The organism is Haliea sp. (assembly GCF_040221975.1).
In the GTDB taxonomy this organism is placed as follows: domain Bacteria; phylum Pseudomonadota; class Gammaproteobacteria; order Pseudomonadales; family Halieaceae; genus Haliea.
In genome coordinates this window covers 247,408-260,886 of record NZ_JAVJWR010000013.1, presented here as the reverse complement: position 1 = coordinate 260,886, position 13,479 = coordinate 247,408, and the positions used below count along the sequence as shown (strand labels likewise).

At 56.9% G+C, this 13,479-nt stretch carries 11 protein-coding genes and 2 pseudogenes; 8 read left to right on the top strand and 5 right to left on the bottom strand.

Features of this window, described 5'->3' with window-relative positions:
- The first annotated feature begins 208 nt into the window (after window positions 1–208).
- A complete protein-coding gene (locus tag RLO07_RS04945; RefSeq protein ID WP_462291021.1) occupies window positions 209–1,102 on the top strand; it encodes a DUF7064 domain-containing protein in 894 nt (297 codons plus the stop codon).
- A gap of 120 nt (window positions 1,103–1,222) precedes the next feature.
- The gene (locus RLO07_RS04940) at window positions 1,223–2,659 is read left to right on the top strand and encodes a phosphotransferase family protein (protein WP_462291020.1); all 1,437 of its coding nucleotides are present in this window, start codon (window positions 1,223–1,225) and stop codon (window positions 2,657–2,659) included.
- Window positions 2,660–2,770: 111 nt separating this feature from the next.
- On the opposite strand, the pseudogene RLO07_RS04935 reads toward RLO07_RS04940, so the two are convergent.
- Window positions 2,771–2,971, bottom strand: a pseudogene (locus tag RLO07_RS04935) (transposase domain-containing protein); the annotation flags it as partial.
- Between the two features lie 325 nt (window positions 2,972–3,296).
- On the opposite strand from RLO07_RS04935, the gene istA reads away from it, so the two are divergent.
- Window positions 3,297–4,835 carry an IS21 family transposase gene (gene istA, locus RLO07_RS04930; protein ID WP_462291019.1) on the top strand — a complete coding sequence of 513 codons (1,539 nt, stop codon included), beginning with the start codon at window positions 3,297–3,299 and terminating at the stop codon, window positions 4,833–4,835.
- Between the two features lie 16 nt (window positions 4,836–4,851).
- Window positions 4,852–5,607, top strand: a pseudogene (istB, locus tag RLO07_RS04925) (IS21-like element helper ATPase IstB).
- Window positions 5,608–6,060: 453 nt separating this feature from the next.
- Here istB and RLO07_RS04920 read toward each other — a convergent pair.
- Entirely contained in the window at window positions 6,061–6,648 is a 588-nt protein-coding gene (locus tag RLO07_RS04920; protein ID WP_462291018.1) for a mobile mystery protein B, read from the bottom strand.
- Complete coding sequence (locus tag RLO07_RS04915; RefSeq protein WP_462291017.1) at window positions 6,645–7,112, bottom strand: mobile mystery protein A; 468 nt, start codon at window positions 7,110–7,112, stop codon at window positions 6,645–6,647. The genes RLO07_RS04920 and RLO07_RS04915 overlap by 4 nt, the downstream gene beginning before the upstream one ends.
- A gap of 699 nt (window positions 7,113–7,811) precedes the next feature.
- Between RLO07_RS04915 and RLO07_RS04910 the strand changes: the two genes are divergently transcribed.
- Window positions 7,812–9,371 carry a HAMP domain-containing sensor histidine kinase gene (locus RLO07_RS04910; protein WP_462291016.1) on the top strand — a complete coding sequence of 520 codons (1,560 nt, stop codon included), beginning with the start codon at window positions 7,812–7,814 and terminating at the stop codon, window positions 9,369–9,371.
- Window positions 9,368–10,060: a response regulator transcription factor gene (locus RLO07_RS04905; protein ID WP_462291015.1), complete on the top strand. Its 693-nt coding sequence runs from the start codon at window positions 9,368–9,370 to the stop codon at window positions 10,058–10,060. The genes RLO07_RS04910 and RLO07_RS04905 overlap by 4 nt, the downstream gene beginning before the upstream one ends.
- Window positions 10,061–10,186: 126 nt before the next feature.
- Here RLO07_RS04905 and RLO07_RS04900 read toward each other — a convergent pair whose 3' ends face one another.
- Together RLO07_RS04900 and RLO07_RS04895 are read right to left on the bottom strand one after the other, a co-directional pair.
- Window positions 10,187–10,741 carry a hypothetical protein gene (locus RLO07_RS04900; RefSeq protein ID WP_462291014.1) on the bottom strand — a complete coding sequence of 185 codons (555 nt, stop codon included), beginning with the start codon at window positions 10,739–10,741 and terminating at the stop codon, window positions 10,187–10,189.
- Between the two features lie 72 nt (window positions 10,742–10,813).
- Window positions 10,814–11,485, bottom strand: coding sequence for an OmpW/AlkL family protein (locus RLO07_RS04895; protein WP_462291013.1), 672 nt, complete (start codon window positions 11,483–11,485; stop codon window positions 10,814–10,816).
- Between the two features lie 413 nt (window positions 11,486–11,898).
- On the opposite strand from RLO07_RS04895, the gene RLO07_RS04890 reads away from it, so the two are divergent.
- A complete protein-coding gene (locus tag RLO07_RS04890; protein ID WP_462291012.1) occupies window positions 11,899–12,474 on the top strand; it encodes an RNA polymerase sigma factor in 576 nt (191 codons plus the stop codon).
- Entirely contained in the window at window positions 12,471–13,454 is a 984-nt protein-coding gene (locus RLO07_RS04885) for a FecR family protein (RefSeq protein ID WP_462291011.1), read from the top strand. Before RLO07_RS04890 ends, RLO07_RS04885 begins: the two co-directional genes overlap by 4 nt.
- Window positions 13,455–13,479: the final 25 nt, after the last annotated feature.

Genomic DNA, 13,479 nt, shown 5'->3' with positions numbered 1-13,479 from the left:
AGGGCCAGCGCTTCGGCGCGGAACTCCGGGGCGTGTTTCCGCCGTGGCGCGGATTTGTTTCCTGTTTGCTTTGTCATGATTCACCTCTGTAGCGTAGTTTACTCGCTCCAGTCGGTGTCCATCACTGGTGGGCAGGATCACTGTTCCTGGCGACGAGTTCCTACACGCATCAGGCATCGGCGGGATAGCGGGCATTGGAGAAGATTCAATGACCGAGACCTGGTTTTGGAATTTTCATGTTCCCGAAGCGCAAATCAATTGTTTTGCCTACTGTTGGGTTCATCCCAATCTTGGGGTCGTCACCGGTGGGCTGATGATCTACCAGGGTATTAAATCACAGCACCTAGAATGTGAACTTTTCGACATCCAGGACTTCAACTCGTCTGAAAAAATAGTTGGAGATGGTAGTGATATTCGCTTTCCCAATGGCATGCGTGTCGAGGTCATTAAGCCATTGGAGCATTTGCGGTTGTCCTTCAGTGACTCGGATCGCAGGACTTCCTGTCTGGTGAATTTTTACGCCATCGGCGCGCCGATTATGCGCGCGAATAACAAGCACTTTGAACAGGTGATGCACGCGACAGGAAGACTCGTGCTACGTGGCCGCGAATATGAGATTGAGTCATATTCTGTGCGCGACAGGTCGTGGGGAGAGTCGCGGCCGGAGCGACCTCAATACTGCCCACCCTACACTTGGGTGACGGGTACCTTTGGCGACGGGTTCGCCTTTAACATCGGCTCCCATGACGATCCCGAACGCAATCCGGATTGGTTAGGGGCGCTTAAAGCTCCCGATGAAATATTCAGAGATGGTTGGGTGTTGGTAGACAAAGAGCCGCGGCGTATTGTGCGTTCCTCCAAGATCACTCAGCGGGATCTTCCTCTCTGCCGACCTCTGACCCATGAGTACGAATTTGAGGATGTTGCCGGAGATGTCTATCGCATCACCGGGCGGATTGTCAGCCAGACGAACTGGTCGGGGTGGTCTAATGTCAATGTTCATATGGGACTGGTTGAGTGGTGTATGGGTGGCCGTAAAGGTTGGGGCGACTCCCAGGACGTGCAGTGGAACGACTATGTCTGGCATATGAATCGCCCCTAACGCTATAACCGGTGCCTTGAGTGCCACTCAGTTCAAATAACCAGCCTGATCATGTGAGGAACATCAATGTTGACACCTTCGAGTCGGATTCACGCAGTAATCGGTAGTGAGTTCGCAAGGTTGAGCCAGAACCTCCCGGATCGCGGCATCGAGGGCTCGCCTGCCCAGGCAATCGCATACGCCCTTCGCTTGCTTCGAGAGCGCGATTCACGGGGTGAAGATTTACTGAGGGAGCAGTTCAATCAACTTTCTGTTTTACTGGCGTCAATAAAATCGATCGCATCCAAGTCGGCTGTTGATATCGAAGATGAACTCGTAGAACTGGAAGTGTATCAAAACGAAGTTGATGAGGATGCGCGTTTACCGACATTGGAGGCGCTATGGCGGAACTCGCTGAGTAAAACCGAAGACATTGTTAGTAAGATCAAGGGCAGTAGTGCGGTTCATCCCTCGAGGAAGGAAGATCTACTACATCTTCTCGTCGACTTCGAGTCTGCTGACTTGCTCAATCAGGTGGGCCCCGACGCAGATGCCGTCGATGGTTTTGAAAACGTGCGAATATCCCGGGGAAAGCTCAGCCACTACCTGCGTGACAGGTTTAATGATCCGACGATCGAAGTCACGTTTCTGGAGTCGTTGTCGGGCGGTTTTGGAAAAGAAACGACTTTGTTTGGTAGCACGGGTGGCAGCCTGAATGGCGAGTTCGTGATTCGTAGGGAGATTAGTGACACCGCAGCGTCACACAACGATTGTCACGATCTTACACGGGAATACGAACTCATCAAGGTACTGCGCAAAATCGGCTACCTGTCTCCGGAAGTGCTGTGGCTTGATACGGAGCACCGCTTGCTACCTGGCGGGCACTTTATAGTCATGCGTCGCTCTAAGGGCCGTTTAGGGGGAAGCATTTTCGGTGCCACGACAGATATACCGGAAACGCTTACAGACGTCTTGGCGCGACATGCGGCTCGTCTCCATACACTTCCGGTGTTATCGGAACTCGGGGAGCTTACTGAATCGATCAATTTTGAGCGCTGGGAAATGTCACGCCGGGAAAACGTTGAACGTTATCTGCGTGATTGGTATCGCTATTGGCGATCAGAGACACATAGCCCATCACCGGCTTTAGCAGCGCTATATGGTTGGCTTTTCGATCACCTACCGGAACGCCCGGGCAAGCCTGCACTGATTCACGGGGACCTAGGGTTTCACAACATATTATTGGAGGGGAATGAGCTTTCGGTCATCCTCGACTGGGAGTATGCGCACATTGGTGATCCGGCAGAGGAGCTTGCCTATGTGCAGTTGACCACTGGGGCTGGAATTGATTGGGACAAGTTTATGACGTGTTACCTGGCAGCAGGCGGGGAGCCGGTGGATCAGAAAACCCTGAGGTTCTTTCAGGTTTGGGCCCATGTGCGCAATGCCAGCGCTGCAAACATTGTCTTCGCAGGTTTTGCTAACGGTAAGGCTAACGACCTCAAGCTCAACGTGTTGCCCTACATGCACATCCCTAACTTTATTTGCGCTGCCCAGGCGTTAATCAGGCAGGAGTAAGTAAAACTGTCCGACGCCGATCCGGTATCCACTCAATGATTTCGCGGGATAATGTTCGAGGCAAGTTCCGTTGCTCAGAATCTTCGTCGAACCTGAGTAAGCGTCCGGCGATTACACCTTGATAGCCGAACTCCAGTTGTGCGGTAGGAGGCTGTCGATCGCTGAGTACTTCGTACTGGGTAGACGCTCAAGTACATCGCGCAGGTAAGCCTGCGGGTCGAGACCGTTGATCTTCGCGCTCTGGATCAGGCTCATCACGTTCGCCGCCCGCTGCCCACTCCGTAGCGATCCAGCAAACAACCAGTTTTTCCGTTTATGCAAAGCTTTGCATAAACGGAAAAACTGGATTTTTAGCGATTCGGTCAAGGGCGTCAAAGCCAGCGCGAACCTGTATTCCCTGGTGGATGCGTATTCCGGACCAACGTGACCACTCATTCCGTTTCAACGTGACCGCCTGTTCCGGGTGATCGTGACCGCCCATTCCGTTTCATCGTGACCGATTTTTGGGCTTTACCCGGAATCGTCGGTCAAGTTGCCGGAACCGGCGGTCACGTTCGTCCGGAATCTCACCTAACTCGCTGGAATTCTTAACGAAATTACGGCATACCCGTTCCCTTTTGCCTGCCAGGAGGGACGAATGCCCGCATCGAGGATTCCAATGCTTAAGATCATGGATATTTTGCGCCTCAAACATGAGGCCAAACTCAGTAACGAGAAGATCGCCCGGGCCTGTGGCGTCTCCAAAGGTGTGGTCTGCAAGTACCTCCACCTCGCCGAGGCCCGTGGGATTGGCTGGCCTGCGCCGGAGGGCACCGACGAGGCCCAGATAGAGCGCCTGCTGTTCCCGGCGGTGCAACCACCTTCCCGGTTTGTCGAACCGGACTGCTTCGGCATCCACCAGGAACTCAAGCGCAAGGGCGTGACGCTACAACTGCTGTGGGCGGAATACGTGTCCGTACATGAGGCAGCGGCTTACCGCTACAGCCAGTACTGTCACCGCTACCGGCTATGGCGCCAGCAGCAGCGGCGCAGCATGCGCCAGATACATCGTGCCGGTGAGAAGACCTTCATCGATTACTGCGGCCCCACCGTGCCGGTAGTCTGCCGGCAGACGGGTGAAATACGCACTGCACAGGTCTTTGTGGCGGTGCTCGGCGCCTCCAGCTACACCTACGCCGAGGCCACCTGGAGTCAGGGCCTCCCGGATTGGATCGCCTCCCACCAGCGGGCCTTCCGCTACTTCGGTGGGGTCACCGAGCTGCAGATCCCCGACAACCTACGGGTTGGGGTCACCGACCCCAACCGCTACACGCCGCAGATCAACGCGACCTATGCCGAGATGGCGGCCCACTACCGGACGGCGGTACTGCCGGCCCGTCCCCGCAAGCCGAAGGACAAGGCCAAGGCCGAAGTGGCAGTGCAGATCGTTGAACGCTGGATACTGGCCCGCCTGCGTCACCACACCTTCTTCACTCTGGCGGAACTCAACCGGGCCATTGCCGACCTGCTGCCAGACCTGAACAACCGGCCCCTCCAGGGACAGGATGTCTGCCGCCGGGACCTGTACGAACGCTTGGATGCCCCGGCCCTCAGGCCGCTCCCCGTGGCGCCCTACGAGTACGCGGAGTGGTGCAAGGCCAAGCCTGGCATCGACTACCACATCAGCGTCGACAAGCGCTTCTACAGCGTGCCCCATGCCTTGGTGGGCCAGACGCTGGATGTGCGCCTGACGGCCGAAACGGTGGAGGTTCTGCATAAGGGGAACCGGGTGGCAGTTCACCGTCGCCGCGGCCAGGAGCGGTTCAGTACGCTGATGGATCACATGCCCAGCTCCCACCGGGCACACCGGGAGTGGTCGCCAGGGCGCTTCCTGAATTGGGCCGTGGACATCGGCCCCTGCACCCGACAGGTGGTGCAGCAGCAACTGGAGAGCCGGCGCCATCCCGAACACGGGTACCGCGCCTGCCTGGGCCTGCTGAGCCTCAGCCGACGCTACAGCAAGGACCGGTTGGAACGCGCCTGTCAACGCGTATTGACGCTCCGCTCGATCAACTACCAGAGCATTGCCTCCATCCTCAAGCAGGGGCTGGACCAGCAGCCGATGGAAGGCGACAGCCATCTGCAAGCCGACCTACCGCTGCACGGCAATGTGCGCGGCGCCTACTACTACCACTAACACGAGGAGAGACACCATGTTGATGCAACAAACCCGCGAGCACCTGCACACTCTGCGCCTGACCGGCCTGCTGCAGGCACTGGAAGAACAACTGGAACAACCCGCTGCCAGCGAGCTGGGCTTTGAGCAACGCCTCGCCATGCTGGTCGACCGGGAAGTCCTCTACCGGGAGAACCGCCGCCTGGGGCGCCTACTGCGGGCTGCCAAGCTGCGCGTAAACGCCTGCGTGGAGGATATTGACTACCGCCATCCCCGAGGTCTGGACAAGAGCCGCGTCGCCTCACTGCTGTTGCTGGACTGGATACCGAAATCGCTGAATCTCTGCCTGACCGGGCCCACCGGCTGCGGCAAGACCTGGCTGGCCTGTGCCATCGGCAACTAGGCTTGCCGACGAGGCTACAGCGTCCGATACCTGCGTCTGCCGCGGCTGTTCGAGATGCTGCGCATTGCCCACGGTGATGGGAGCTATCCACGGCTGATGAATCAGCTGCTCAAGACCGATTTGTTGATCCTGGACGACTGGGGAATCCAGAAGGTGAGCGCCGCCCAGCGTAACGATCTGATGGAGGTGATCGAAGACCGCCATGGGCGTCGATCCACCCTGATCGCCAGCCAGCTACCGACAGAGTACTGGCACGAATACATCGGCGAGGCGACTCTGGCGGACGCCATTCTGGACCGGCTACTGCATGGTGCCTACCGGCTAAATCTCACCGGCGAATCCATGCGGAAAACCACTAGCAAATTGACCGAACGTGACCGGTCAGTGTAAAACTACGTTGGCCAGCGAGCACCGGTGTGCAAGTCGGTCACGATGCCCGGAACGGGCGGTCACGTTCGCCGGAATATGCAGAATCGCCAGAGCAGAGAAATGTCGTGGCGATTCCTCATGTCGGTGGCCTACATCATGAGTACCGACGCGCAGCTTGAATTTCCATTTGGCAGGACTACCAGGCTAATAGAAAGACGAGTGTCGGCGGATGCGATGCTCTGCCCGTGTTCTCGGGTAGTTATCTCAATTGCGGGAATTTACGTTGCCGGGGTGATTGATACGTCTACAGAAATTTCGGACGCCTGTCGCGGGCCATTTTTTTGTTGAGATAAAGGAGCAAGTTATTCATGGATGGGGGTTTTTGGCAGGGACAGGCTGTTTGGTTTTGTTGTTTTTTGACGGCCCCGGCGCTTTTGGGTGCGCTGCCCCTGTACCCCACCCGGCTGGTGGGGGTTACGATCTCACGAAGGCGTTGAGTGGGGCGAAGTCATGCTTGTCTGCTGCGCGTAGGGCATCGACGTAGCGCTGTCTGGTTTCTCCGGCATCGACCAAGTTGTCCTGGCCCCAGCTAAAGGGGGGCTGGGTCAGTGAATTGAGGAGGAGGTCGGTTGCGAGCCGTGCGTGGCGGCCATTGCCGTTCGGGTAAGCATGAATCCAGACAAGTCGGTGATGAAACCGCGCGGCGATTTCATCGGGCGGGTAGGTCTCGTGCTCGATCCAGTAGCGGCAATCATCGATCATGCGCCGGAGTTCGGTCGGGATCTGATAGGCATCGACCCCGACATTTTTGCCGGTGCGGCGGTGTGTGCCCGCCCATTTCCAGACATGTTTGAACATACGCGTATGCAGATTATCCAGAAAGCGCTCCTCCAGGACATCGCGCTTTCTGGCGAAGGCCCATTCTGCGGCTTCGAGGATATTGGCCTGCTCGGCTTCGTTGAGTTCGCCGCGCGTGGTGATGTAGGAGGGGATGAGTCCTACTTTTTCCTCCTCATCGAGCGGGGTAGCCGCATCATCCGGTTGATCGAACGGGCCGTTCATTCTTGCTCCCACAGGGCCGAGGCTGATTTTTCGAGGAGGCGTTTGGCGAGGTCCTTGATCTGGCGCTCTTCATTCTCCCGGTTCACGCGCTGATTCTCCAACGCCATGCTGTGGCTGGTGTATTCGAGTTTTTTCCTGGCGAGTTCGAGGGCGCGTTCTTCAGCGATGGATTCCAGCGGTTTACGCGGAACCAGGGCATAGACCAGGCGGCAATCGAGGGCATGGGCGGCCCGCTCCAGCGAGTCCATGGTGATCTTGCCCGAAACTTCCGCCTTTTCGATGTCAAAGGCGCGGGATTGGGTGACGCCGATCCGCTTGCCGAGCTGCGCCGTGGTCATGCCGAGCGCCTCGCGGATCGCCCGGACCCAGCCTTTTGGCGGGCGCGCAAAGCTGTCTGAAATTCTGAGAGAACTCAGACGTTCATCGAGATTTTTGCGGGCGATGGCCCGGTCGGCAGTGCGCAATTTATCACCTATATACGACTAATAGACTATCCATTTATAGCTTATATACAATAAATAATCTATTAAAAAATTGGTTATAGACGATAATGAAGATTCTATATTATCGGTTAGAGGTGATAAATTGCTGTTGTGCCGGTATGTGCCGGTGTCTGGAAGGGTGTTTGAGGGCCTTGGTAGGGGATTATCGCCGTAGGTGAATCTGTCCCTCACGTAAATCCCGTTTCAATGAATCATGGATCAATTATCGAGCGTAGAGTTTATACGAGCGTCTGCGGGGCGACACGGGGTGAATTGAGGGCGGACCATATCTAAATAATTGAAATATAAAGGGTTAATAAATTAGCTTTTTGGCTACGAACCAGGCGGTCGCACGTTCGAATCGTGCCAGGCGCGCCAAAATTCCCTTATTTATCAAGCGGTTGGCGCATCACGTGTCAGCCGTTTTTTGTTTCAGCATTCCCAGTGCCGGACTTTTGCCGGACTTCTCCTCGCAGACCTTATGGCTCTAGGCTCTACCCACTTAACGGGGATAGCCCGATATTCACAAAACCCTGTTAATGGTGAAGAGCCTCGATTCAGCGGCGAGCATGGGCATCACCGATCTGGTATAAAGCTTGATCGCGACAGTCACCGAGAGAAAAACATTCCGGTCCGTGGTCTTGCGCGCAGTAGACGTCCAATTTCCCAAGACACAGAATCATGTATAAACGAAAGCTCTTCTATTTTGGTTTCACGACTGCGTTTATCCTGCTGGTGGCTCTGATAAGCACCGCGATATCGGCGCATCTCACCCGGGAAAACCTTCGGCAAAGCACCATTGCCCAGTCTTTGCTCGTCGAGCATGAGAAACTCTCGAGCACGTCCTATCGACTGTTCAAGCAACTCACCGACGAGGTGATTTTCGGTCGCAACGCCAATCAGGCGTTCGTGCGCAATAAACAAACGTCGATTGAAGAGTCCCTGGACAGAATCCGGCAGTTGGAGTTCGAACAACGCGAGGCCCTGGGTTTCGACATCACGCAGGGTAGCGTCGAAGATACCGACCAGCTTGTGCAGCTTATTGATCAGATTATCGGTGAGTTTGAGGCGGTGGTTGTCAGCAACAACAGGCTGCCACTCGACCAGCAGGAAAAGCTGCGCAATCTGCTGGAGGTCACGATTGATGACCAGTTCAGAGAGTCGATCAATGCGGCCGTGTCGCGGCAGAGTCGCGTGGTTGCCGCTATCAATGCGAGGATCGACACGTTGAACATCGTTATCGTCTGGTTCACGATCGGCCTCGCTGGCCTGTCACTTCCATTGATCATCTACGGTTGCTATTGGCTTTTCAATCAGCTTTACCAACCGCTTGTATTGATTCAAGGCGCAACCGATGCGATAGCCTCAGGGCATTACGACAATCCGATAGCCGTTAGGCTGGATGACGAGTTCCAGTCTTTGGCAGTGTCGATCAACCAATTGGCGGTTCGTTTGCAGGAGCATGAAGAAAACGAGTCGGAATCGAGGAAAAAACTCGAGTTTGACGTCAAGCAGAGGACGAGTGAACTGACCGAGGCGAACCTGCAGCTGACCAAGATTGATTCGCGCCGACGCCAGTTCATCGCCGATGTGTCCCACGAGTTGCGTACCCCATTGACAATCATTCGCGGCGAGGCACAGGTAACGCTGCGCCTGCAGTCAGCCTCTGAAGCCGATTTTAAAGAAACGCTGCGGGCTATTCTTGACCAATCGGTCAAGCTGAGCCGGCTGGTGGATGACTTGCTGTTGTTGACGCGGGCAGAAATGAGTCAGCTCCATCTGGAGTGCACCAATCTTGAGGTGAGGCCTCTGCTTGAACAGGAAATCGCAAAGTGGCAAAAGCTCAACCCTGACCGTGCTTATACGATGACTGTTGATCCGCAGGTAAACAACGTTCTTGTGTCTATTGACAAGCTGCGTATTCAGCAGGTCGTATCCATCCTGCTGGACAATGCGACCAAGTATTCAGAGTCGGGCATGCCGGTTGAGATCGCAGCCCGCGGCGGAGAGGGGCTGGTGACGATTTCGGTCAAGGATTCGGGAGGCGGGATTTCGGCAGCGGAAGTCGATAATATATTCGAGCGATTTGTCCGTTTCAGCAAACACAATCAGGGCCTGGGTCTCGGGCTATCTATCGCCAAAGCCATTGTAGAAGCCCATGGCGGTCAGATAGTGGTTGAATCGGTGCAGGGGCAAGGCTCGTGTTTTTCCTTCACCTTGCCCACTGAGACACTGTCATGAATATCCTGCTTGCGGATGACGAGGAGCCGCTCCTCCATTTCCTGTCTCGCGGGCTGCGCGCGGAGGGTCATGAGTGCGCAACGCTGACTGAGTTGCATGAAGTGGTGCCCTGCGTGCGCAAACACTCGCCCCAGATCGTCGTGCTTGACCGCCTGTTCGGTTCACAGGACAGTCTGATGATCATCAATGTCATCAAGGCGCTGCCCAACCCACCCATGATATTGGTGTTGACCGCCCTGGACGATGTCAGTGAAAGAGTCAGGGGCTTGCAGGAGGGCGCCGACGACTATTTGTGCAAGCCCTTTGACTTCGACGAATTCCTGGCGCGCATTGCGGCCCTGCGCCGGCGCGCGGGAGCACCGCTGCCGGAGGGTCGGGGCAGGCTGGAGGTCGGGACGCTGGAGTTGGCTCTGGAAGAACGGGTAGCGCGGTTGCGAAACGTCGAGATATCGCTGACCAAGATCGAGTTTGAACTACTTCTGTATCTAACCGAAAACCGGGGAAAGGTCTTGTCGAGAGAGCGCATTCTAAACCGTGTCTGGAAAACCCACAGTGACCCGCAAACCAATATTGTTGATGTGTATATAAGCCGGCTGAGACGGAAGCTGGCGGGTGATTCCGATATTGTGATCCAGACATTGCGGGGTAACGGATACCGGCTTGCTACCAGGGAGGGCCTGGATCCCTAAGTGCTGCGACGCCGTGGCGTCGGTTGCGGACTGGCGCAAAGGGTATCGAGAAATCAGCACCCGTCCTGGGTCGGGCGCTGACATGAGACCTGCAGTTGTCGCTACGGTACGAGAGTCGCGCTGACGTTAGTTTTGGTATTCAAGCGAGGAGTGGTGCAGCACGATTCGCAGGTCACCGGCGTCATCTTTGACAAAGCCCCAGGTCTTATCCACCGAGGTGACGCTGCCGTCTTCAGCGGTAAAATGCACCTTGCCAATCGTGGACGCACTGTCACCCGCGATGAACACGGCATTGTTGTCAATCTCACACTTCTGCCAACCTTTAAGCGCGAAACCTGAGTCGCTGGGGAAATTGGGGTCACCGCCGACAAAATAGGACAACGCGCCCTCGCTGGTGGGACGGAAGGTTTGCGGTTTTACGGTCAGTGTGGGTTTGAACAAAACGGCACCCATTTGGTAGCCGTAAGCGGAATCAATGACGTTTTTGGCAAGGCTTTTGGCCGCTGCCTGGCCTTTCTCCTCGTGGGTCTTGCTGATCTCAACCAGTGCGCTGCACCAGCCCCTCTGGGCGGCCAGTACTTCTTGCTCAGAGAGGCCCTGATTGACAACAACGGCACTGGCCACTGCCTGGCTGGACAACAACGCGAGTGCAGAGACGCCCACGAATGTTTTGAATTTCATCTGTTAACTCCTACTGTTGGTTTGGAAGATCGCTCTGTTGGAAAACCATGTCAGGTACAGAGATTTCGCTTGCTAGAACAGGTAGCCTAACGAAAGGGTGTAGACCATAGGGTCGATTTCGATGGAGTCGACACGTCCCGGGGCTCCGTTGAGGTTGAATGACGCTTCAGTGTCGATGTCGATCCAGCGCACCGATCCATTGATAAACCACTGGTCGTTCATCATGTAGTCCACGCCGACTTGCGCCGAGAACCCAAATGAGTTGTCCAGGGAGAGATTTTTCAGTCCTGCCGCGTCATTCGCGCCGGTGAACTTTTCGTCATAAATGACCGTGTAGTTCAAGCCCGCGCCCACGTAGAGTTGCAATGCGCTGGAAGGAATATTGAAGTAATAGTTGAGGGTGACGGTGGGCGGCAGATGGGTGACTTCGCCCAGGCGATCGCCCGTTCCGAGTGGATCGTTGACACCAAAGTCCACGTCGTGTGTGAATGGTGTGGCTGCGAGTACTTCGATATTCAGCTTGTCGGTGAGAAAATACGCAAAGTTGAGGCCCAGCTGGGTGTCGTCTCCCACTGCCAGATCCACGCCCAGGTCGCCACCCACAAAGATGTTCGACGAGGAATCGTTCGGGCTGACGTTCGCAAGCCCGGCGCGAACGATGATGTCACCTTGTTGGAATGCGAAAGCACCGTGTGATGCGGTTGCGATGGAAAGAGCAAGCAATCCCGGTTTGATGTTTTTCATAAGCTCCCTTTGTTGGTCATGATTAACCAGAGCAAAGAGTAGCGGCAGTGTCTTAAAAACACCTGTCGGAAAGATTAAAAACAGATTAACGATTCTGTTCAACGCCGCGAAAAGTCCTTGTCGTCCATGGCAACCGGTTTTTCCTTTCCTCGCCAGCCTAGGTTGGCAGTGCCGTTCCTGCGGGCATACGTTCGGGGCTGTGAGCATCAAGTGACCAAAATAGCCGGCGTTGAAGGTGCGTTACATGGGCAGCGAGATCATCGCCATGGCCGCCTCGAAGCAGGGCTGCGGGAGAAAGGCACAGGCGGGGCGGCAGTGCCTGATCACGCCCGGAATCGGCCCGCACCGATGACCTGCATCGCTCAGAGGTGTATATTGGCGCCAATTGGGTTAGTTACAGGTGGAACCATCGCGTGAATGCAGACAGCGAAGGGCGGGCGGCCGATTGTCCCCCGGCAGAAAATCCTCGCTCTGTTGAGGTAGGTGAAAAGGGTTTTGCGTTTCGCCTGTACATGCAGCACCGCGAATCCATGCTTGGGTTCTTCCGGCGGGTTCTGCGCGATCCGGAGGATGTGGCGGACGCAATGCAGGAACTGTACCTGCGCCTGGCACGGCAAACTGATCTGGAAAGCCGTTGTCAGAATCAAAAGGCCTACCTGTTTACCGTGGCCACCAACCTGGTCAATGACGGTCTGCGCAAGAAGTATGTTCGCAGCCTGGACCTGCATGTATCGCTGGACAGCGAGACCCTGGAGGCGAGCGGGCCTTGTCCCGAGGAAAGCGAGTCCCTGCGCCAGCAATTGCGCCTGGTGCAACGCACCTGTGACACGCTCAGTGATGGTGAGCGGCAGGCGTTTTTCATGCACCGGGTCAACCGGATGACCTACCGCGAGGTATCCGCCGAATTGCGGGTGTCGGAGCGTACCGTCCGGCGCTGGGTGGTGCAGGCGCTGTCCCGCCTGCAGGATGCCCTTGGCGGGTTGTCATGATGATTGCGTCGGGTCGGGAGGACGGCGCCATCGGGCCGGTATCGGAAGCCGCCTACTGGTATGAGAAAGTCAGTGCCGGCGACCTTTCGGATACCGAGATGGCGCGCTTTGAGGAGTGGCTGCTGGAGCCCGGAAACGAGACCGATTATGCGGACTGCGCCCGGCTCTGGAGCGCCGCCGGGGTGCCCGAATTCTGGACTGACAGCCCGGCGGAGGTGGTCCCTGTCGACCGGGGCGCAGCGGTTTCGCGCGGCTACGGACGCTGGGTGGCACTGGCGGCCTCTATTGTGGTGCTGGTGGGTGGCGCCCTGCTGTGGCCGCTGCTGGGTGCGGGAGAGCACTACCAGACAGTCGTCGGCGAGCAGCGGTTGGTGGTACTTGCGGACGAGTCCACCGTGTTTCTCAATACCGACAGCGTGCTGGATGTCAGCTACTCCGGGAAGCGCCGGCAGGTCCGGCTCGCCCGGGGCGAGGCGATCTTTGATGTACGCCCGGACCCGGAGCGGCCTTTTGAGGTGCAGACCGGTGCCGGCACCGTGCGCGTGGTAGGCACCCGCTTCGCGCTGCGCAGTCTCGAGAACGAACGGGTCAGGCTGGCGGTCAGTGAAGGGCGGGTTACCGTGTCGCCCGGGGATGCGACCGGCGCCGGGACTTCACCGGTGCTCGGTGCCGGGGAGGTCCTCGACTTCGACCGCAGCGGGTTGTCCCTGCGCGACAGCGGTGTGGACGTGGAATCCCTGCTGCAGTGGCGCTCCGGCGTGGTCAGCTTCAGTGGCGAGGCGTTGCCGGCGGTGATTCGCGAAGTCGGCCGCTATACCAACAAGCGCATCGAGTTCCGCGGGGAGCACCTCTCGGACCTCAGGGTGAGCGGCATCTTCCGGGTCGGTGAAGTGGATGCTTTCCTGGAGGGACTGGCAGCCGCCTTCCCCGTCGCCGTGGTACATGCGGCCGACGGCGGGATCCTGATCACCGCGTCCTGAATCCCGGCGGGTGACTGTTCCGAGA

Coding starts and splice junctions, on each gene's coding strand:
- RLO07_RS04945 (WP_462291021.1), top strand. CDS start 209: ATGACCGAGACCTGGTTTTGGAATTTTCATGTTCCCGAAGCGCAAATC.
- istA (WP_462291019.1), top strand. CDS start 3,297: ATGCCCGCATCGAGGATTCCAATGCTTAAGATCATGGATATTTTGCGC.
- RLO07_RS04920 (WP_462291018.1), bottom strand. CDS start 6,648: ATGAACGGCCCGTTCGATCAACCGGATGATGCGGCTACCCCGCTCGAT.
- RLO07_RS04910 (WP_462291016.1), top strand. CDS start 7,812: ATGTATAAACGAAAGCTCTTCTATTTTGGTTTCACGACTGCGTTTATC.
- RLO07_RS04905 (WP_462291015.1), top strand. CDS start 9,368: ATGAATATCCTGCTTGCGGATGACGAGGAGCCGCTCCTCCATTTCCTG.
- RLO07_RS04900 (WP_462291014.1), bottom strand. CDS start 10,741: ATGAAATTCAAAACATTCGTGGGCGTCTCTGCACTCGCGTTGTTGTCC.
- RLO07_RS04895 (WP_462291013.1), bottom strand. CDS start 11,485: ATGAAAAACATCAAACCGGGATTGCTTGCTCTTTCCATCGCAACCGCA.
- RLO07_RS04885 (WP_462291011.1), top strand. CDS start 12,471: ATGATGATTGCGTCGGGTCGGGAGGACGGCGCCATCGGGCCGGTATCG.